At 55.7% G+C, this 19,341-nt stretch carries 17 protein-coding genes; 10 read left to right on the top strand and 7 right to left on the bottom strand.

Annotation, left to right across the window (positions count from 1 at the left end; all coding sequences use genetic code 11):
* The first annotated feature begins 5 nt into the window (after positions 1–5).
* From WJU22_RS12985 to WJU22_RS12970, 4 genes are all read left to right on the top strand, one after another.
* Positions 6–2,501, top strand: coding sequence for a YncE family protein (locus WJU22_RS12985; protein WP_341843661.1), 2,496 nt, complete (start codon positions 6–8; stop codon positions 2,499–2,501).
* Positions 2,459–3,535, top strand: coding sequence for a hypothetical protein (locus WJU22_RS12980; RefSeq protein WP_341843660.1), 1,077 nt, complete (start codon positions 2,459–2,461; stop codon positions 3,533–3,535). The genes WJU22_RS12985 and WJU22_RS12980 overlap by 43 nt, the downstream gene beginning before the upstream one ends.
* 17 nt (positions 3,536–3,552) lie before the next feature.
* Complete coding sequence (locus WJU22_RS12975) at positions 3,553–4,593, top strand: hypothetical protein (RefSeq protein WP_341843659.1); 1,041 nt, start codon at positions 3,553–3,555, stop codon at positions 4,591–4,593.
* 139 nt (positions 4,594–4,732) lie between these two features.
* Positions 4,733–6,370 (top strand): glycoside hydrolase family 32 protein, encoded by a 1,638-nt coding sequence (locus WJU22_RS12970; protein ID WP_341843658.1) that lies wholly within the window; start codon positions 4,733–4,735, stop codon positions 6,368–6,370.
* Here WJU22_RS12970 and WJU22_RS12965 read toward each other — a convergent pair whose 3' ends face one another.
* Positions 6,371–7,861: a LamG-like jellyroll fold domain-containing protein gene (locus tag WJU22_RS12965; protein ID WP_341843657.1), complete on the bottom strand. Its 1,491-nt coding sequence runs from the start codon at positions 7,859–7,861 to the stop codon at positions 6,371–6,373.
* Positions 7,862–8,074: 213 nt separating this feature from the next.
* Between WJU22_RS12965 and WJU22_RS12960 the strand changes: the two genes are divergently transcribed.
* Genes WJU22_RS12960 through WJU22_RS12950 form a run of 3 tightly spaced genes read left to right on the top strand, consistent with a single transcriptional unit; the run spans position 8,075 to position 10,318 of the window.
* A complete protein-coding gene (locus WJU22_RS12960; RefSeq protein ID WP_341843656.1) occupies positions 8,075–8,878 on the top strand; it encodes an SDR family oxidoreductase in 804 nt (267 codons plus the stop codon).
* A gap of 23 nt (positions 8,879–8,901) precedes the next feature.
* A complete protein-coding gene (locus tag WJU22_RS12955; RefSeq protein ID WP_341843655.1) occupies positions 8,902–9,774 on the top strand; it encodes an RNA polymerase sigma factor in 873 nt (290 codons plus the stop codon).
* A 16-nt stretch (positions 9,775–9,790) separates the two neighbouring features.
* Positions 9,791–10,318, top strand: a complete 528-nt coding sequence (locus WJU22_RS12950; protein WP_341843654.1) for a DUF3237 domain-containing protein — start codon at positions 9,791–9,793, stop codon at positions 10,316–10,318.
* Positions 10,319–10,371: 53 nt separating this feature from the next.
* Here WJU22_RS12950 and WJU22_RS12945 read toward each other — a convergent pair whose 3' ends face one another.
* Together WJU22_RS12945 and WJU22_RS12940 are read right to left on the bottom strand one after the other, a co-directional pair.
* Positions 10,372–11,460, bottom strand: a complete 1,089-nt coding sequence (locus WJU22_RS12945) for a hypothetical protein (RefSeq protein WP_341843653.1) — start codon at positions 11,458–11,460, stop codon at positions 10,372–10,374.
* 18 nt (positions 11,461–11,478) lie between these two features.
* Positions 11,479–11,844: a hypothetical protein gene (locus WJU22_RS12940; RefSeq protein ID WP_341843652.1), complete on the bottom strand. Its 366-nt coding sequence runs from the start codon at positions 11,842–11,844 to the stop codon at positions 11,479–11,481.
* Positions 11,845–12,310: 466 nt separating this feature from the next.
* Here WJU22_RS12940 and WJU22_RS12935 point away from each other — a divergent pair, with 466 nt between their 5' ends.
* Positions 12,311–12,766 carry an OsmC family protein gene (locus WJU22_RS12935; RefSeq protein WP_341843651.1) on the top strand — a complete coding sequence of 152 codons (456 nt, stop codon included), beginning with the start codon at positions 12,311–12,313 and terminating at the stop codon, positions 12,764–12,766.
* Between the two features lie 19 nt (positions 12,767–12,785).
* Here the strand turns inward: WJU22_RS12935 and WJU22_RS12930 are convergent, their stop codons facing one another.
* The gene (locus WJU22_RS12930; protein ID WP_341843650.1) at positions 12,786–13,448 is read right to left on the bottom strand and encodes a Crp/Fnr family transcriptional regulator; all 663 of its coding nucleotides are present in this window, start codon (positions 13,446–13,448) and stop codon (positions 12,786–12,788) included.
* A 233-nt stretch (positions 13,449–13,681) separates the two neighbouring features.
* Between WJU22_RS12930 and WJU22_RS12925 the strand changes: the two genes are divergently transcribed.
* Both WJU22_RS12925 and WJU22_RS12920 read left to right on the top strand, forming a co-directional pair.
* Entirely contained in the window at positions 13,682–14,062 is a 381-nt protein-coding gene (locus WJU22_RS12925; protein WP_341843649.1) for an AraC family transcriptional regulator, read from the top strand.
* Between the two features lie 71 nt (positions 14,063–14,133).
* A complete protein-coding gene (locus WJU22_RS12920; RefSeq protein ID WP_341843648.1) occupies positions 14,134–14,889 on the top strand; it encodes an SDR family oxidoreductase in 756 nt (251 codons plus the stop codon).
* Positions 14,890–14,896: 7 nt separating this feature from the next.
* On the opposite strand, the gene WJU22_RS12915 is transcribed toward WJU22_RS12920, so the two are convergent.
* The 3 genes from WJU22_RS12915 to WJU22_RS12905 all read right to left on the bottom strand — a co-directional run bounded on the left by WJU22_RS12915 (position 14,897) and on the right by WJU22_RS12905 (position 19,336).
* Positions 14,897–15,880 carry a TlpA disulfide reductase family protein gene (locus tag WJU22_RS12915; RefSeq protein ID WP_341843647.1) on the bottom strand — a complete coding sequence of 328 codons (984 nt, stop codon included), beginning with the start codon at positions 15,878–15,880 and terminating at the stop codon, positions 14,897–14,899.
* 76 nt (positions 15,881–15,956) lie between these two features.
* Positions 15,957–17,147, bottom strand: coding sequence for a TlpA disulfide reductase family protein (locus tag WJU22_RS12910; protein WP_341843646.1), 1,191 nt, complete (start codon positions 17,145–17,147; stop codon positions 15,957–15,959).
* Between the two features lie 59 nt (positions 17,148–17,206).
* Positions 17,207–19,336: a S41 family peptidase gene (locus WJU22_RS12905; RefSeq protein ID WP_341843645.1), complete on the bottom strand. Its 2,130-nt coding sequence runs from the start codon at positions 19,334–19,336 to the stop codon at positions 17,207–17,209.
* Between the last annotated feature and the right edge of the window lie 5 nt (positions 19,337–19,341).

Raw genomic sequence — 19,341 nt, 5'->3', positions numbered from 1 at the left:
CGCATATGGAAACATTACAAAACAAACTGCCGCAGCTGACGCATGCCTCAGAAGCATCGCAGGGCACATTGCCGCAGCTGTCTTTCGAGATCGGGAACCCGTCGGCCGCCAATACGATATACATTACCACAGACCCGGCGGTGAACAAGCTCACGCTCTCCATCACCTTCAATACCGGTGATGCTACTTTCACGCCGGGCGAGCTCGTTCCGAAAAGCGATGCACCCAAGGCCACGGGGTCGATCCTGTACCTCGACCTCAGCGCGCTGCAGCTTACATCCGCCGAATTCGGGGCGCTGACCTGCGTGGCGGCCGACTGGCAGTTCGAACTGTACCCGGACGGTAACCTCATCTGCATGACGCCCACGAAAAACATTACGCTGGGCAGTGGTGCGGGCGATGCGATCAACATTGCCATCAACGGATTAACGATGAGCAATCCGCCGGCGGCGCCCAACGCCAGTCTGAACGTGAGCTGTTTCAGGGTAAGCCCCGCGTCCAGCGGTAAACTCCCGCAGGTATCGTTCTTCAAGGTACTGCTGCAAAATGCGCCCGACGGGCAGAAAGACCTCAATTCCGCCATCGGCTGCGAGCTCAATTCTGCCAGCGATATTTTCAACAGTATCGACGGGTATGATCCGGTGATGAACAGCATTTCCTTCATCTTCAAGCCCGGGCCTACGCCGGCCGTCGTGAAAGCCGGGCCTAAAACGGTGTTCACCGTATCGTTCGTGTACGCCGCCGATTGGCCGGGGTATGGCGCGTTGACGACGCCCGCGTCTGCGGCGAAGATCAGGGTACGGCAAGGGCAGAACGCCAGCAACTGGAAGATCACCCAGAACGCCGACCAGCAAAACCCCTGCTGGCTCATGGTGCCGCCAGACGGGCAGGCCATTATCGGTACCGGCACGAAATCGGTCGTGCAGTTCGACATCGACCAGATCGTGACCACCTTCGAGCCCGGGCCCACGCTCATGTTCGTGCAATACCAGGACGTGCCCGGGTATAACGACGGGTCTTATTACATCGTGCTGAACAAAATCCCGCACGTGGCGATAGACAACCTCACGATTTCGCCCAACCCTGCCATCGTGCAGAACGGTGTGGCGGAAGTGACGGTGAGCTGGACGGCCAAAAACTTCAAGCTGCTGACGCTGATGCCATTCTACGAAGACGTGACGAAGGTGACAAGCTACAAAGCCCTCCTCACCGAAACCACCGACATCACGCTGGTGGCCAATGGCGCCGGAGGACCGGGGAACACGGTGATGAAAACGGTGACGGCGAACGTGCTACCCGAAATCAATTCATTCATCGCAACGCCTACGGCGATCTATAAAAAAGATTTCCCGCACGACGTGAAGTTTTACTGGGACGTGGACACCAACGATCCCGTGTACCTCGTCAACGTCCGCGACAATACCAAAGAGCCGGTCGACAAATCAGGCACGCTGTACAAATCCGTGAAAAACCCGGGGATGTGGTCCATCGTCCCGAAAAACTCCGCGAAACTGTACGAACTGCAACGCAGCGTGCTGATCCAGGCGTTTGACCAGGAGCCGCGGAACGTGACCGTCGACTTCATCCCGAAACAGGTCGTAGCCTCCCCCGACGCGCAATTCGTGGCAGCCATCAACCAGTCGGCCAACAGCGTCGAAATCCTCAATTCGCTGACCTACGACCGTTACACCGATCCCATCAATGTAGGCGGAAAACCGATAGACATCCTGTTTTCCACCAATGGTAAATATCTTTTTTCCGTGGAAGACAACGGCACGCTTACCGTGATCGGGGTGACGTATAACGACAGTACCGCGTCCTATTCTTTCAGCATCGTCTGCACCGTACCGCTCGACAATGTTCCCTCCCACATCGCAGTAGGGCCAGACGAAGATTACGTTTTCGTGACCTGCAACGATAGCGAAGATCAGCAGGGGCACCTGATCGTGATCGAAAAACTGAGCGACACCGTTTTCTCCGTGAAAAACGATGTTCCGGTAGGGATTTCCGCCATGGGATTGGCTACCGACCCAACCGGCGCGCTGGTGTATGTGGCCAATGCGGGCAGCAATAACGTTTCCGTGGTGGGGTACAGTTCGTTGGACGACAGTTTCAATTTCATCCGCAATATTTCCGACCTGGAACCACAGCCGGTGGACGTGGCCGTGGGCGACCCCACGGGCGATACGCTGCTCGTGGTATGCAAGGGCAGCAACAAGCTCATCGCGGTGCATCACGACGACAGAGGCTCGTCGTTGCGCCAGGAGCTGCCGCTCGGCAACCTGCCCATGGGCATAGATACGGACACCAGCCGGGCGTATGCGTTCGTCACCAACTCCGGCAGCAACACCGTGACGCTGGTGAGCTGCGGCGGAGGGGTTTCCAACTGCAAAATCCTGGAAGCCGGCATACCTACGGTGAACAGTCCGGCGGGGATTTCCTCTCGCTCGACGACGCCATGGTGTTTGCCGCCAGCAGCACCGACAAATCCCTCACGGTGATCAAGCTCATCAATTACCAGATGCAGAACGCGCCGGTGAATGTGGGCAATCTGCCGACAGATGTGGAGATCAGCAACGACAACAAATCCGTCGTGTCCTGGCACAATGCGCTGATCACGATCGGCAAGGGTACTTATTCCAAAGGGCTGTCCGTGTACAACGTAGCTACCGGCGCCGTGGTGAACAAAATGAACACCACCGATGTGATCGGTTGCGTGTTCTCGCCGCAGATACCCGTTAAAAAGCTCTTCCTCATCGCCAGTGCCGACGATTCGGTGGAAGTGCTGGATGCCACTACGTTCGCTTCGCAACTGAAGATCCCCATCCCCACAGGTACGGGCGGCGTTACCCGGCAACCGATTAATATTTCCATGTCTGCCGCCGGCGATTATATGTTCCTGGTCGTAAAGGAAGCCACGGGGCAGCATGCGCTGGTGACGTACGCCTGCGATGTGAATTCGAACGTCTACACGGTGGTTTCCGACAACAACCTGTTCGTATCCACCATTAAATCCAACACCATCCTGCTGGCCAATTCACCGGACGCCTCGGTGGTATTTGTGCTGGACGCGTTCGCAGGTAAAATCTACACGATCAACCGGGATGCCAACGGCATTTATCAGCCATCCAGCAAAATCTACACGATCACCAGCATCGCGAAATCCATGGTGGTATCTCCAGACAACGGAACGCTGTACATCCTGGCGCAAACCAATATGATGACCAGTTTCGTGCTGATCGACATCGCCAAACAGGAGATGCGGGAATACAAATATCCCGACTCCTACGGCACGGTGATCAACCTGCAGCGTTTATGCATTTCGCCGGACGGCAGCCGGCTGTTCATCACCGACGCTGACATTACCGGCATCAGGGTGGTGAGCACCAATTCGCTCCGTATCGTGCAAACGCTCACCTGGGAGCGCGACATCCGCTACCCGATGGGTATCACGATGTTGCCGGATGCCTCCTCCATTTACCTTGCCTGTGTAAACAGCAACAATATTGCACAAGTGTTTCAAATCAATTCCTAATCCTTAAATTTTTTCTTATGGGATACCAAGGACTATTTATCAGGGACTACGTTGGCGAAACGCCCGACAACGCGAAAGGCCCCAGCTGGACGCAATCGCCCGACATCTGTATTTCCGGGACGGTGCCGCTGAAAGATCCGCAGTCGCTGCTGGATATGGACAATTACAACAAGGGCCTGCCCGATGGCGACAACCAGACGCCGTTGCAAATCAACTTCGTATATGCCCGTGGAATCAATACGGAACTGGTGGGCATCACTTCCACGATCTACCTGTATTATGTGGATACCAGCATCGTGTTGTGGCCGCAGAACTGGAAGATGGATACCATCATGCATACCGAAGGCACCAACGTGCCCATCAACGCCGCGCAGGTAGTGGCGCAGGCGCAGGGGCTGGCCGCCACGATCGAGCCGTTCAAATGGACGCCTCCGCGGCAAGACAACCACTATTGCCTGGTGGCGTGGGTGAAGAACGGCGACGACCAGCTGGAGCCGCCCGACCTGTACAGCATCGGCACGGTGAACGACATGGCCAACTTCATCCTGACGCATCCCAACGTTGGCTGGAAAAACACGATAGAAGTAGACGCCACGCAGCCCACCATCGAAAACTACGCGACCATTTACGGTGCAGAAAACGGTGGCGTGCTGAACATCGGCGTACAATGCCAGAACCTGCCCACTGACGGCGAAATCGAGTTTTCCGTGCCCGGCCCGGACGCGCAGAACACCATCATCTTCCCCAGGCAGTCCATTCCGAACCCCAACTTTGCGCCCACCGTACAGGTGAGGTGGCCGGACAATTTCGATTCCACCATTACTTTCAAATACTACAAGGGCAAGACCGATCCGCCCGATGGCGCCAACATCATCCCGATCGTGGGCACCAACGGCACAGGGACCGATTTCATCGAACATGTGAAACGCGTAGCGCCGCAATACCTGGCAGACGTGAATTATTATGCGTCTCCCGAAGAGATCATTACCAAAGGGCAAGGCGTTCCCATCAAAAAGATCATGATCGTGGGAAGCGTTCCGTTTGAACTGAAACGATAGTTTTCGAGGCTTTACAACTGGCAAAACCCGCTCACGCAGCGGGTTTTGCTGTTTTCACGGCTTTACTTCCCGAAGGGTTTCTTTTCGGCCGGAGGATGATTATCTTTGGAAACCTGTCCATTTCATAACATCATTCCGCATGAAAACGATCCCACTATTGCTCCTGGCGGCCCTTGGCGCCGGGTTCAGCGCCTCCGCCGCAGACACTACTTTCACAGTTACCAAACGGTACATCAACCTGCCCGTATCGCACCAGTCGGAACGGACTGTGATGACGTTCAGGGTGAACGGTGTGGAAGACCGTCATTTCCGCATCCGCCTGAGCGCCGCACCGGATTACTGGGTATTCGTGGACGCAGGCGCCTGGAAAGGGAAAAAGCTGCGGGTGGAATTCGAAGGCGGGAAGGAAGGATTAGGGATGATTTACCAGGATGACCGCATTGCGGGACAGGACTCCCTCTACCGGGAGCACCGCCGTCCGCAGTACCACTTCTCCACCCGGCGCGGATGGATCAACGACCCCAACGGCATGGTATTTTATGAAGGGGAATACCATCTTTTCTACCAGCATAATCCATACGAACGGGAATGGGAGAACATGTCGTGGGGCCACGCCGTCAGCCGCGACATGATCCACTGGGAAGAGCTCCCCGTAGCCCTGCATCCCGACAAAACCGGGACGATGTTCTCCGGCTCGGCGGTCATCGACTTCGACAATACTTCCGGCTTCGGAAAACCCGGCAAACCAGCGATGGTGGCGCTGTACACGGCAGACAGCCCCGACCGCCAGGTGCAATGCGTAGCGTACAGTCTGGATAAAGGCCGCAGCTGGACCAAATACGCCGGCAACCCCGTGATCGATTCGAAGGAAAAATGGAACAGCAAAGATACCCGCGATCCCCGCGTGTTCTGGTACGCCCCGTCGAAACATTGGGTGATGGTGCTTAACGAGCGCGACGGCCATTCGATCTACACTTCCCACGACCTGAAGAAATGGGACTACCAAAGCCACGTGACCGGCTTCTGGGAATGCCCCGATCTGTTCGAACTGCCTGTGGACGGCGATCCCAACAACCGTAAATGGGTGATGTACGGCGCGTCCAACACCTATATGATCGGGCAATTCGACGGGAAAACGTTCACACCCGAGCATGGGAAATATTACTTCTCCGCCGGTTCCATTTACGCGGCACAGACTTTCAACAACATTCCCGCCAGCGACGGCCGGCGCATCCAGATCGGTTGGGGTCGCATCCCCCAGCAAGGCATGCCTTTCAATAACATGATGCTGCTGCCCACAGAACTGACTTTGCGCAATACGAAAGACGGGCCGCGGCTATTCAGTTATCCGGTCAGGGAAGTATCACAGCTCCATAGTTCATCCCAAAAATGGGCGCAGCTCTCCACAGACGAGGCCAACCGCCGGCTGGCGGATTTCAGCGGCGACGATAAACTCTACATCAAAACTACCCTCCGCCTCTCCCACGCTACCGACGCGGGGCTCAGCCTTTCCGGCCAGCGGCTCATCGGTTACGACATGAACTTCAACCTGCTCAACGGGATGTTCTATTCTCCGCAAAACCCCACCAGCATGGAGCTTACAGCCGAAATCTGGCTAGACCGCTCTTCGGTGGAAGTGTTCGTGGACGGCGGGGCGTTCTCCTGGTCTGCGGAACGGAAAGCCGATGCCGGGAACACGGAAGGGTTCCGGTTCTGGGGCAATAACGTCACCGTCACTTCGCTCGAAGTGGCGCGGGTACGCGGGATATGGCCATAGTTAAGGCTTCCAGTCGAATACGGTGATCAGCGCCGCATGATCGGATGGATATTTTACCGGGTGGCGATCGATGAGGAACGATTTTACGGGATGGAGCTTGCTGCCTTTGTAATAAATATAATCGATCCGGTCTTTGAATGCCGAAGGGAACTCAGGGCTCCAGGTGGTGCCGCGGTCTTTCAACGGATCGGGATGCACTTTCCGGTAGCTGTCCGTGAACCCCGCTTCCGCCATATAGATACTTTGCGGGAAAGGCACTACCAGTCCACCGTTCAAATGCTTCGTCTTTTCGACGTAATCCAGGTGCGAACCGCTGTTGAGATCGCCGCAGAAAATGACGGGTACTTCGTTTGCCCGTTGAATGACAGGTGAAAGTTTGTCGAGCGTGGCGGTGAGTTGCGCGGCGTTATGGGTTTTCATTCCGGCGACGAGCGTATCCAGTTCCAGCTTCTCCCCTTTTTCCAGCATGGCCCAATAATCGAAAGGATAGCTGAGCCAGTTGGTGATGAAGGCCACTTTCGACTTTTCGTTCAGCCGGACCAATGCGCCGCCGTTGAAGAACGAACGGGAGCCTGGCAATGTAGAGTCTATCGGGAAACGGCTCATGATGCTCAGGTTGCTGCTGCGGAGGTAGAAATAATATCCCAGCGCATCGGCGATCTTTTCCCCCGAACCGTAGGTTTCCTGCATGGAAACGATGTCGGCGCCGGATTGACGGATGATGTCCACCACCCGCGCAGGCCCTGCGTCTTTCCCGGTTTCATTGCCGCCGTGCCAGATGTTGAAGTTCATGACGGTCAGCTGTTTCCCTGCTGGTAGGCTCTTTTCGGGCGACAGCGGGAAATGCCTGCGCCAGGAAGCCGCTACGCTTGCGGGAGAAAGCACACCGTCGAACAAGGTTACTTCGTCCAGTTGCCCGGGGAATGTGTTCCATTCGCTACGGTCGCCCTGTGGGCGCCCGCCGGCAAACAAAGTATCGGCGGCGGTGGCTTTGGAAATTCCTTCTATGTTGTAAATGGCTACCTGCCGGCCGTCGAAATAAAGGGTGGCTTCCTGTTTTTCGACATGATGGCAGAAGGTGAGCTGATGCCAGCGTTTGTCGCGGATTTGCTGGCGTTGCGGGGTGGGTTGATAGCGATACGTCGTTTTGCCCTGCTGTAATTCCCAGAACCATGCGCCGTTTTCCTGGATACCGAGCTGCCAGCCGTTCCCGCCAGCCGTTGCTTCGAGGAATGTGTACCTCGACGGGCCTTCTCCCGTTTTCACCCAAACCTGTACGCTATACGATCCTGCATGCGGCCCGAGGGCATATGGGAAAGTAACGGGGCGCCTGGTGGCGGCGGCGCTGCTGAGATCCAAAGCCTTTCCGGCGATGCCGGCGGTGGTGGGAACGGAAACCGTGTCGAACCCATGGCGGGCTACCATCGTCTGGCCCATGGCGGTAGCAGCCGTGAGCGTGGCCATAGCGGCCAATAAACATGAAATTCGCATCGTCAGGTTATGTTTTAAAGGAAGTGGCGGGCTGGCCGGTTGCTTATCATCTTAAAAATTCGCCCCGCCGCTCAAATATACAGCTTTGGGGAAAAGACGCAAGACCGGAAATCCGGGAACTTTCCAACCTGCCGGTTTTTCCATCGAAAAAAAATCCCGGAAATCCCGATCATTTCGGACCGCCCGATCGTCGAAATGAAAAAGCGATACAAAATGAACAGTTTAAAAAACAAGGTAGCGGTAATATTCGCCGCGTCCGGACAGGTGGCAGGCGCGGTTGCCCATGCGTTCGCGCAGCATGGCGCGAAAGTGTACGTAACGGCCAGAAGGCAGGCAGCGGCGGAGGCATTGGCCGAGGAGATCGTAGCTGGTGGCGGCCTTGCGAAAGCCGGCGAAGCAGATGCGATGGATGAAGTGCAGATCGACGGGTATCTGAAAAAAGTGGTGGCTGAAAACGGGCGGCTGGATATGGTGTTCAACGGTATTGGCACTTACTACAAAGACGCAGGAAGCGGAACACCCAGTACCATGGCCACTTTCGAACAATTCATGCATCCTTTGCAAAAGATCTGCGGATCGCAATTCCTCACTTCCCGGGCCGCCGCGAAATACATGATCGAATCCGGTACGCCCGGCACCCTCCTGCTGTTCAACGCCTCGATGGCCAGAACGAAAACACCCAATATGGCGGGGTTCGCCGCCGCCTGCGCCGCCATCGAAGGCCTTACGCGGGTAATGGCCGCCGAATTCGGGAAACACGGCATCAAATCGATCTGCCTATGCGCCGGCGCCCTCCTGGAAACCCGGAAGATCCAGGAAATGATCACCGACTTTTCCGTCCAGGCAGGCATCCCGCGGGAACAGATGGCGCAACAATATAGCCGCCACGACCTCCTTGCTACCGGCCCCACGCTCCAGCAATTGGGCGAAACCGCCGCGTTCCTCGTGTCAGACAACGGCACACCTTTTAACAGCCACATCGTCGATTTCGATTGCGGAAAAATAAACCTACTTTAACATCCGAAAGCCTGCATCAAACCATGGAAAAAGAAACACTGCACAACAAAGCCCTGGCCGGCGACATCAACGCCTTCCAGCAATTGTTCGCTGAATTCCAGCACCCGCTCAAATCTTACCTCTACCGCCTGCTCACCGACCGGAACGATGCAGACGACCTCACCCACGACACTTTCATCCGCGCGTTCGATAAAATTTCGACGTTCAACCGGCAGTCGTCGCTCAAGACCTGGGTGTTCAGCATCGCTACCCACCTGGCCTACGACCATCTGAAGAAAAAGAAAAGATGGCCCAAAGACGCGCAGGACCAGGGCGCCATGCTCGCCATCGGCACAGCGGAGATCGCCCAATCGTTCCGGACGGTGCATAGTACTTCCCCAGCCGGGGCATACGACATGATGGAACATATCGATTTCTGTTTTACCTGCATCTCCAAAACGCTGCCCATCGAAAACCAGGTGGCGCTCATACTGAAGGACATATATGATTTCCCGGTGAAAGAAATCTGCCTCATTCTCGACAAAACCGAAGGCGTGGTAAAGCACCTGCTGAACGATGCGCGGGAAACGATGACCGGGATCTTCGACCACCGTTGCGCGCTCGTCAACAAAAACGGCATCTGCGATCAGTGCAGTCAGCTGAACGGTATTTTCAATCCGAAGCAGGACCAACAGGCACAACGCATGCAGCTCGACCTCGTGAAAGGTTCGAAGAAATTCAACCGTACGGAGCTTTACGAACTGCGGGCCCGCCTTGTCAAAGCCATCGATCCGTTGCAGAGCGAGGGCGCCGATTTGCAGGATATTATCATGCGATGCACCCGCACCGCCATCGGCGACGTCGATAATTTCTTCGATGTCGCAAACCCTTCAAAACCTTCTTCTATCATCCCGTAAAAACACTTCCATAACCATGAAAAAGATAATTATCCTGGCTGCGGCGATCGCGGCCTGTACCGCCGTGCGCGTACAAGCGCAGGAACTTTCATCCAAATTCCTCTTCGACCTCGACATTTCCGTTCATCCGCCACAGGTTATCGGGCCTGTATCGACGGGGACACGGTTGATCTTTTCCTTCCGGGAAGGGCTTGTTAAGGGCGAAAAGATCAACGGCAAATTAACGGGATGCGGCGGCGAATGGGGACTGATGACAGACTCCACCACCTTCAGGCTGGACGCGCGCGCTACCATCCAGACAGACGACGGCGCCCTGATCTACATCAGTTATACCGGTTTCAATTATGCGCCGGCAGACAAATCCGCACTTTTACGCGCAGGGAAAGGCCACGAGCTTTCGCCCGGGGACTACTACTTCAGATCGTCGCCGGTTTTCGAGACCAGTTCCCCGAAATACGCATGGTTGAACCATACCGTGGCGGTTGGTGTAGGGCGGTTCGTAGCGCCGGGGAAATTGAGCTACCGGATTTATGCCATTCAATAGCAAAAGGCCGGCCTGGCAGGATGTCATCCTCCCAGGCCGGCCCCTTTCGGACGTTATCCTTTTACATTCTGCGCCACCAGCTTCACATTGATGGTATATTCCACTTTATCGAGCCCCGACGAATAATCTTTGGTACTTTTGAAGGTGACGCTCTTGCCCAATTCCAGGGGAAGGCCGATGCTGAAAGTGCCTACCACATCGTTGCCGCTCGTTCCATCTTCATCATACACCGTTACCGCTACACTTGAATTGAACCAGACAGAGCGCCCGCATTGCCAGGTGTCTCCTTCCTTCATCGAAAAATAATCGTACGTGGGATAGGGATACTTCGTATCGCCATCAGCCTGGAAAATGAAGTACACTTCGTTCTCGTTTCCTCCGCCGTCGTTGGAGGGGTGTACACATTTCAGGCTTTCGATGATGAGGAGATTGTTTTTCCGCGGCTGCACCACGGGTTTCAGGTACGGGTCTGCGCCCTGGCCGCCCAGGATGTAGATGTAACAATCCACGATCGCGATGCCGTCTTCCACGCCGATGCCGATAGTGACGGCCAGGCCGGAAAACCCATCGTCGTCCATATACACCCCCGCACTCATTTCCGCTTCGAAACCCAGGTCGATTTCAAAGCCCCAGCGGTTCCCTTCCAGGTTTTCCGGCGAACGGTCCCACAGCCCGAACTGCACGCCGACCATGATGCCGACCTGCAAGCCCACTTCTACGGACATCGCCAGGAACTCAGCCGCCTGCATACCTTTTGAATTGCCGACGCCTACGGCCACGCCGATGGTGCCGCTAATCCCGATGACCGCTTCGGCTTCGAAGCTCAGCCCGATCGTGAAGCTGCTCTCCGGCAAATCGAGCGAGCGGATCCAGCTGATGAGTTTGGCAAAAACAGGTTTATCCGGCAAACTGGCAACGTACGCCCGGAGCTCCTGCAAATCCATATTCTCCGCTGCCGCCAGTTCCTGCTTCCCTTCGGGAGAGCTGCTGTAGCTGGCCCAGGCTTTTGCCGCTTCCTGGAAAACTTTCCCTTCCAGGTCGGGCATTTTTTGAATGGACGGAGGTTTGGGGGCGGGGGTTTTCTTCATGGACTGGTTGAGGCCGGCGTAGTTCGCCAGTTGAATTTTCAATTCTTCTTTCATAATGGAATTTTTAAGGGGTTAATCGATGTAAGTGAACGAAATGGTGTAATCCGCCCCGTTGTAGTTTTTGAGACGGCGGGAACCGGAGCCGGTGCCGGGCTGGAAGTCGGTCGACTGGAGATACGTGGCGAGATTGGGGTCGTAACTGAGATCATGGTCCCACAGCGTCACCAGCACTTCATACTCGAAATTGAGCACGAGGTTGTCGGGATGCCATGTTTCGCCTTTCTCCATGTTCTGGCTGGAATTGAGTTTGGCAGGCACGCGGATGGGCAGTCCGCCATCGGCCTGGCACACCAAATAGACTTCATCGCCGCTGGTAATGCCCGATTCCGACGTGGCGTTGCAAAGAATGGAGGTTACCTGGATAGAATGTTTACTCATGGTTAAAATGTATTAGTTAACAAATTGGTTTGACGCATAGGATATGTGTTCCGCTATCCGGCCATACCATCAAAACCAGCCATGCATTGTTCCAGCTATTTGCCATAGCGGCAAATGTGCGGCGCCAGTGCACGCTCCTTCCGGACGAACGCAACATGACGTGCCCGCGCGGGACCACCGGGCGTGTAATGCTTTGTATGCTTGATGATAAAGCGGGATAGGGAATTGAAAAGGTTTTCCGGTTACAGTTGTTGAAGAAATGAAGAAGGCTCATTTGTTTCACAACTATGATTGCGCATTTGCGCAGCGATATACAAACTAACGCAACGAATATACGAAGGTATTTCGGTAAATGCGCGCAAGGTTTAGCACACAGGAAATTCGGCTATGTGATCGATGTTACAAAACCCCGGATGGGAAGATGGGAACTTTGTGGGGTATTCATCAATCAAAACCCAAACACATCATGCAACACGAAATCGTGTCCCAATGGATGGGCAAAATGCAATTCAACTCCCTCGTCAACGGCCACACCGTCATCATGGACGGCCCCGAAAAAGTTGGCGGCGAAAATAACGGCCCTATTCCCAAACCGCTTGTATTGACCGCCCTTTCCGGCTGCACCGGGATGGACGTTATTGCCCTGTTGCGCAAGGCGCACCAGGAAATCACGAATTTCGACGTGAAGGTGCAGGGCCAGCTGTCGGCCGGCCACCCGATGCAATATACCGCCATCCATCTCGACTATATCTTCGAAGGCCCGGACACGGCTTCCGGCGCGGCATTGCAGGCGGTGCAGGATTCGCAGGAGAAATTCTGCGGCGTGAGCGATATGTTGAAAAAGATACTCCCCGTGACGTGGAACGTGGTATACAACGGGGTCACCCTGTTTTCCAACAGGCCCGCGGAAATGAGCGCCTGACGCCCGGCCGGCATCGTTCCTACCGCTTCCGGACGATGCCGGTTTTCAATAATAGGCTGTTGCGGTTGATGGCCAGGAGCCCCTGTTGCTCCATGCTTTTCAGTAACCGCGACACCGCCTCCCTCGTGGAATGCAGATCGTCGGCGATTTGCTGATGCGTGATCTGGAGGGTACGGCTATTGACGCGGGACACCTGGGCATGGAGGTAATCCAGCAGCCGCTGGTCGAGTTTCTTGAAAACGACGCTATCGAAAGCCCGCAACAGGTTATCGAACCGCGCGCGGTAGGTATTCACCACAAACTGGTTCCAGTCGTGGCTTTCCCGCATGAGCCTGTCCATCACCGGAAGCGGCAGCAGGATGACGAGACTGTCTTCCAGCGCCGTGATCATCACCCCGCTCACTTCGCTGCCCTGTGCGCACACGAAAGTCATGGCGCAGGCGTGGCCCGCTTCGAGGTAATACATGAAAATTTCTCCCTCCGGGCCTTCCCGGTACACCTTCATGTATCCCGCGCCCACCAGGATGGCGTTGCGCAGCCATTGTCCCTGCCGGGTGATGGTTTCCCCTTTCCGGGCGGGCAGCAGGCTGGCCGATTGGCAGATGATGGTCTTCACGGGCGCCGGCAGCAAGGGATAACTCCGGTCGAGCAGCGCCCTGATTTCTTCCTGGTGTGCATCCATGATCCGCGAAATTGCCGATTCCGAAGCGGGGAAACGATGATCCCGTACGCCGGCCGGTATGATTTGCGTCACGAAAAAGCCGCTCCCGGTGAAGCGGCTGACGAATCAATTTCGTTTGCGGATACCTTGATAATGAAGGGATATCACCTCATAATCAGGGATTTTATGTATTTTGAAACCCAGAACAGCCCATCCGGCGACAGCCGCATTTTAACACCCAACCCCGGCATACGATGAAGAATCATGCAATGAAAGAGAAAAGGAGCACCGCGATCGTACTGCAATATCTTGAATTCATCGACCGTCATATCGAAGATGTGGTGGAAGGCGCTGCGCCCGAATTCCTGGAGCTGAACCAGATCGCGCGGGAACTGGCCGTGTCGCACCAGCACCTCACAGACATCGTTCAAAAGGAAAAAGGGAATCACCCCTGTCATTTCTATGATGCGAAAATTATCGGGAAAGCGAAAGCGTTGCTGGCCGACCCCGAAGTATCTATCGCCGAAGTGGCCATGAAACTGACCTACGACCCGTCCAACTTCTCCAAGTTCTTCAAAAAATGGACGGGCATAACGCCGGGTGAATTCCGGAAATCGCAAAACAAAGGCACATAAAATACCGAAAAGTTCACCATAATGCATCCGTCAATAGTGCTGAATTTTGAGTTCACAAAAAACTCACGATCATGGCACGTAACGATGTAAAAGGGAAAACGGTACTGATAGCCGGCGGCGCAAAAAACCTGGGCGGCTTGCTCAGCCGGAATTTCGCCGCCAGGGGCGCGAACCTGGTGATCCATTACAATAGTGACAGCAGCGGTGCAGACGCCATAAAAACCTACGCCGATGTGCGCGCTGCGGGCGCGGAAGCGGTGTTGGTACAGGCAGACCTCAGAAGCGTATCGAACATCTCCAAACTCTTCGACGCCGGCATCGAAAAATTCGGCGGGGTGGATATTGCGATCAATACCGTGGGCAAAGTTTTGAAGAAACCCATGGTAGAAACCACGGAAGCGGAATTCGACAGTATGAGCGACATCAACGCGAAAGTGGCGTATTTCTTTCTCCAGGAAGCCGGAAAAAAACTGAACGACAACGGGAAGATCTGCACGATCGTCACCTCCCTGTTGGCCGCCTACACGGGCTTATACGCCACGTACGGCGGGATGAAAGCCCCTGTCGAGCATTTCACCCGGGCCGCATCCAAAGAATTCGGCAGCCGGGGCATTTCCGTGACCGCCGTTGGCCCGGGCCCCATGGACACGCCGTTCTTCTACGGACAGGAAACGCCCGAAGCCGTTGCCTACCACAAATCCGCATCGGCACTCGGCGGCCTCACCGATATCCAGGACATCGCCCCGCTGATCGAATTCCTCGTAACGGACGGATGGTGGATCACCGGTCAGACGATTTTCGCCAATGGCGGTTACACCACGCGATAAAAATTGATCAGGGAGCAAGACGGGAAAGGATCTCAGGCAGCTTCGATTTCATGGAGTAATCGAGCCACGCGGCGATCTTCCCGTCTTTACCCACAACGATCACATGCGGGATGCTTTTGATGTTCAGTTTGTTTTTGACGGGCGAATCCGCGCCAAATCCCCCGTCTACCAGGCCCTGTTTCCACTCCATGCCGGTTTCGGCGATGGCCTGTATCCATTTGGCCCGGGAATCGTCGAACGACACGGCGACGAACTCCACGCCTTTCGGCTGCCAGGCCTTGTAATATTCCCGCATGGTCGGGATGAACGCCCGGCACGGCGCGCACCAGGACGCCCAGAAATCGAGCACTACCACTTTACCGCGCATGCTGCCGATGGAAAACTTTTCATTTTGCGGCCCCGTCATGGAAAAATCCGGCATGACTTTGCCCGCGGCGGTAGTTTTGAACTGTTCCAGGCGCGCGGCCACTTCCTGCCCCCAGTACGATGCCTTGTTGGAGGGGCTCAACAGGTCGTAGCCTTTTTGCACGTCTGCCAGGTCGCGCGTGAATTCGTGCACGAGGAATGCGGAGATGGGCGCATCTGCATGATCGGCAACGTAGGTCAGCGGCGGCGATTTACTTTCCATGTAATCCCAATACTGATCGTTGAGGCGGCTACCTTTGAAATGCTTGCCGGTCAGGTCTTGCAGGCTGGATTCCACGGTGTATTCGGTGTTTTCGAGCAGGATGCGGACGGTACGGGTGCTCACTTTCAGTTCCACGACCTCGGGTTGCGCAACGCTGCCGGCAAAAATGAACGCTCCGTCCACGATCCTGACCCGTTCCGGCAATTCGCCGGGGGCTTTGGCCGCGCCTTCCACCGCCGGCGCAACGATAGATACGTATCCGCTGATAATGCCGGACACTTTGCCTTTGATGACGAACCCGTCCGCTCCCAAACATCCGAAGGGAAGCAGCAGGCCGAGCGCGATCTGTATGATATTTTTCATGAAACGTTATTATGGCATTAAATTAAAAAGGGGCCAGCCGTAGCGCCAGCCCCAGTTCTATCAAAACGTGGATGGATTATTTCAGGAATTCCGCCAGTTTCTTTTCAACGTCTTCACCGTAAAGGCCCATGGCAAGGATTTTGCCTTCCGGGCTGATGAGCACGTTGAAGGGGATCGCGGAGGCGCCATAGGCTTGCGCCGCGGGCTCAGACCAGCCTTTCAGGTTCGAGATGTTGATCCAGTCGAGCTGATGGGCGGCGATCGCTTTTTCCCAGGCTTCTTTCTTGCTGTCGAGCGAAACGGCCAGTACCACCAGGTCTTTGTTCTTGTACTTGTCGCGCGCGGCTTTCAGGAAGGGGATCTGCGGTTTGCAGGGGCCGCACCAGCTGGCCCAGAAATCCACCAGCACGTATTTCCCTTTGAAATCCGCCAGCGAAACATTTTTACCGTTTACATCGGGAGCGGAGAATTGCGGAGCGTCCTGCCCTACAGCAACGGCGGAGAAGTTACGGTCGGCGGCTTTGCTGTCGTCGAAGCCCATAGACACAGGTGCAGGGTCTACCTTGCCGGGATGGAAATACCGTTGGGCGATCCGGGAAGCTTTCGCGTGTTCGCCGAGCAGATTCATGATGGAATCTTTCGCCTTCATATTTTCGATGTAACAGGTGGCCAGGTAAGCGGAAACGCCGGAGTTCATATTCCCGGCCAGCCATTTCCGCATGGCGGTCAAACGGATTTTCATCAGGGAATCCGCTTTTTTGTTGATCTCGATGGCCGCATCCTCATCACCTAACTGGCTCGCTTCGCGGAACTTTTCTTCCAGCACGGCCAACTGTTTGCTGACCGGTGTCTCGGGATCGAGCATGTTATATACTTCCATCCATTCCTTCACCCACTTGTCTCCCGAAAATTTCGCACCGGTCAGATAATCACCTTTCCCGGCGATGTGCATTTTACCGCCTTCCACATAGGCGAGCATCACGCTTTTCAGGTCCGCGCCCTGCCCCACCTTGATGATGTGGATGCTTCCGCCTTTGGGCATGGGTTTGCTGATGATGAATTTGCCGTCTTTGATCTGGGCGCTGTCGTTTTCCCCGGCGTACATTTCGTAGAGGTACACCATGGTATCGTTCAATTTCCTGCCAAGGTCGCCGGTAACGATGGCATTTTCCGGCTGATTGATGATCAGCGTGACTTTGCCGTCAGACTGCTGGGCAAATGCGCTTGCGCCGTAAAGGCAGCAAGCGAACAGGAGATATTTTTTCATGTGCGGTTATTTAAGTAATAGTCAATCGGGTTTGTGAAATGAGTGAGGGGAAAACCGGATTATTTTTTTCCGGGCTTTTCCGGGTTGGCGGCCATGTCTTCCAGGATAGCAACGGATTGGCCGATGTAAATGTCTTGTGCGATGCCTTTCAGCCAATCCTGGTTGGCGGGAAGGGAGGACTCGTCTTTGCGCAGGTCTGGCCGCAGGCTCCGGTTCATCGGCAGGCTGGCGCCCAGGGCCTGTGCGGGGGGCAGCGTCCGCGCGTTGCGGATGCCGGTCTCGATACGGGAGAGCGTATTGTAATGTTGGCGGAAGGAGCGCATATCGAGGGGAACGGGCAGGCTGGCATGTTCTTTCTGTCGTTCCATGTTCACCGCAACTTCAGCAAAAGCGGGGTTACGGGCGATCCGGCTGCGGGCACTGTCTACCACTGCGCCGTACCGGAATCCGGGGCCGGCGGGCTCGAATGCAGGGAACCGGACGGTATCGCAGGCCATGCTGGAAGGGAAGTCGCGCTCCCGCTGGTCGTGCGGGCTCATGCTTTCCTGGAGCACAACGTCGGGGATAACGCCTTTGAGCTGCGTTGATTCGCCGGTGACGCGATAGAATTTCTGCACCGTCATTTGAAGGGTGCCGTAGCTGACGCTGGGGATGTTGCGCGCGGGGTCCCCCATTTTCCCCATGTTCACCGGTATCTGGGCGGTGCCTTTGCCGTAGGTGGATGAGGGGCCTACGATGAGGCCGCGGCGTTTGTCTTGTATCACTGCTGCGAGGATTTCGGAAGCGGATGCGCTTTTTTCATCTACCATCACTACCAGCGGCCCTTCGTAAGCAGGCTGCGCCATCGGTGAGTTGTAGGGCTTGAATTCCTGCTGGCTGCGTAACCAGCTTACGGGCCCTGCGGGCAGGAAAAGCGAGCTCATGCGTACCACTTCGTCCAGCGACCCGCCGCCATTGCCGCGCAGGTCCATGATGATGCCTTCCACTTCCTGTTCCTTCAGTTTTTCCACTTCCCGGGCCACGTCTGCCGACGCACCGGTAATGCCGTAGCCGGAGGGGTCCATGTAAAACAGCGGAAGGGATATATACCCGAACTTCTTTCCGTTCCGTTCCAGCACGGCGCTTTTGGCGCGGTTCTCCATATCCACCACTTCTCCCCTTTTCAACATAACGGTGCGGATGGAATCCCCGGGCTGTTGCAATTTCAGTTGCAGTTCCGTATCCTTATCCCCACGGATCATGGCAGACACTTCGCCGGCCGTGAGCCCTCTCACGGGCACCATCTTCCCGTTTTCACCCGAAATGGAAAGGATATTATCGTTCTCCCGGACCCTGCCGCTTTTGAAGGCAGCGCCGCCCGGCAGCAGCCGTTTGATATAAAAATCGCCGTCCCTTTCGCCCAGTTCCATCCCGATCCCGAAATACCGTTTGGTGATGTTTTGCTGGAGCGATTTATCTTTCGGGCCGCTGTACACGGTATGCGGATCGATTTCCGATACCGCCGCGGCCATGTACAGGTTGAACTTTTCGTCTTCGTCGTTCGCCCCGCCGTTCACGCGAAAGAAATCTGCGTACCACTTCCGCACGCGCTCACGGGCTTTCGCTTCCGTGGCGGGATCGGGCACCCCGGCGGTCGCCAGCGTATCGCCTTCTGCCGCCTTGAGGTCCATGTAATTGCGGAGCACCTGGTACTTCACCAGTTTCCGCAACATTTCTTCCTTTTCCTTCCCGCCGGCGGCATAATCGCGCGCGGCACCGGTCAGCTGGACGGATTCCTTCCTGTCGAAATCGAATTTCCCATCGAGCGCTTGCATGATGATCCGCTGGTTTTCGTTCAGCCGGAGGCGGTAGATGGCGTACACCGAATCGAAGAAAGCCGTCTGCCCGGCCAGCAACTGGTCGTCTACCTGCAGCCGTTGGGCCTGGAGCCGCCGGATATCGGTGGTCAGGAACGCCTGCTTGCCGGCGTCCAGCAGTTGCAGGTATTTGTCGTACACGGCGGCCGACCAGGCATCGTCAAACGGGCGGGGCGAGAAGTGCCTGGTTTTTATTTTTTCCAGTACGTTTTTGATGACGGCGCTGCGGAAGGAGTTTTCGGGGCCAGGGGCCTTCTGCTCCTGTGCGTGGGCGCTGAAACTGCATGATACAGCCAGGGCAGCCACGATAAAGGGCCTGCTTCTATGGTTCATAATCT

The organism is Chitinophaga caseinilytica (assembly GCF_038396765.1).
In the GTDB taxonomy this organism is placed as follows: Bacteria; Bacteroidota; Bacteroidia; order Chitinophagales; family Chitinophagaceae; genus Chitinophaga; species Chitinophaga caseinilytica.
This window is presented reverse-complemented; position numbering and strand designations above follow the sequence as displayed.

What these genes read in the sequence shown, in the direction of transcription:
- WJU22_RS12910 (WP_341843646.1), bottom strand. Translation starts at nt 17,147, where the DNA reads ATGAAAAAATATCTCCTGTTCGCTTGCTGCCTTTACGGCGCAAGCGCA.
- WJU22_RS12940 (WP_341843652.1), bottom strand. Translation starts at nt 11,844, where the DNA reads ATGAGTAAACATTCTATCCAGGTAACCTCCATTCTTTGCAACGCCACG.
- WJU22_RS12935 (WP_341843651.1), top strand. Translation starts at nt 12,311, where the DNA reads ATGCAACACGAAATCGTGTCCCAATGGATGGGCAAAATGCAATTCAAC.
- WJU22_RS12925 (WP_341843649.1), top strand. Translation starts at nt 13,682, where the DNA reads ATGAAGAATCATGCAATGAAAGAGAAAAGGAGCACCGCGATCGTACTG.
- WJU22_RS12985 (WP_341843661.1), top strand. Translation starts at nt 6, where the DNA reads ATGGAAACATTACAAAACAAACTGCCGCAGCTGACGCATGCCTCAGAA.
- WJU22_RS12975 (WP_341843659.1), top strand. Translation starts at nt 3,553, where the DNA reads ATGGGATACCAAGGACTATTTATCAGGGACTACGTTGGCGAAACGCCC.
- WJU22_RS12905 (WP_341843645.1), bottom strand. Translation starts at nt 19,336, where the DNA reads ATGAACCATAGAAGCAGGCCCTTTATCGTGGCTGCCCTGGCTGTATCA.
- WJU22_RS12955 (WP_341843655.1), top strand. Translation starts at nt 8,902, where the DNA reads ATGGAAAAAGAAACACTGCACAACAAAGCCCTGGCCGGCGACATCAAC.
- WJU22_RS12950 (WP_341843654.1), top strand. Translation starts at nt 9,791, where the DNA reads ATGAAAAAGATAATTATCCTGGCTGCGGCGATCGCGGCCTGTACCGCC.
- WJU22_RS12960 (WP_341843656.1), top strand. Translation starts at nt 8,075, where the DNA reads ATGAACAGTTTAAAAAACAAGGTAGCGGTAATATTCGCCGCGTCCGGA.
- WJU22_RS12965 (WP_341843657.1), bottom strand. Translation starts at nt 7,861, where the DNA reads ATGCGAATTTCATGTTTATTGGCCGCTATGGCCACGCTCACGGCTGCT.
- WJU22_RS12920 (WP_341843648.1), top strand. Translation starts at nt 14,134, where the DNA reads ATGGCACGTAACGATGTAAAAGGGAAAACGGTACTGATAGCCGGCGGC.
- WJU22_RS12980 (WP_341843660.1), top strand. Translation starts at nt 2,459, where the DNA reads ATGGTGTTTGCCGCCAGCAGCACCGACAAATCCCTCACGGTGATCAAG.
- WJU22_RS12915 (WP_341843647.1), bottom strand. Translation starts at nt 15,880, where the DNA reads ATGAAAAATATCATACAGATCGCGCTCGGCCTGCTGCTTCCCTTCGGA.
- WJU22_RS12970 (WP_341843658.1), top strand. Translation starts at nt 4,733, where the DNA reads ATGAAAACGATCCCACTATTGCTCCTGGCGGCCCTTGGCGCCGGGTTC.
- WJU22_RS12930 (WP_341843650.1), bottom strand. Translation starts at nt 13,448, where the DNA reads ATGGATGCACACCAGGAAGAAATCAGGGCGCTGCTCGACCGGAGTTAT.
- WJU22_RS12945 (WP_341843653.1), bottom strand. Translation starts at nt 11,460, where the DNA reads ATGAAAGAAGAATTGAAAATTCAACTGGCGAACTACGCCGGCCTCAAC.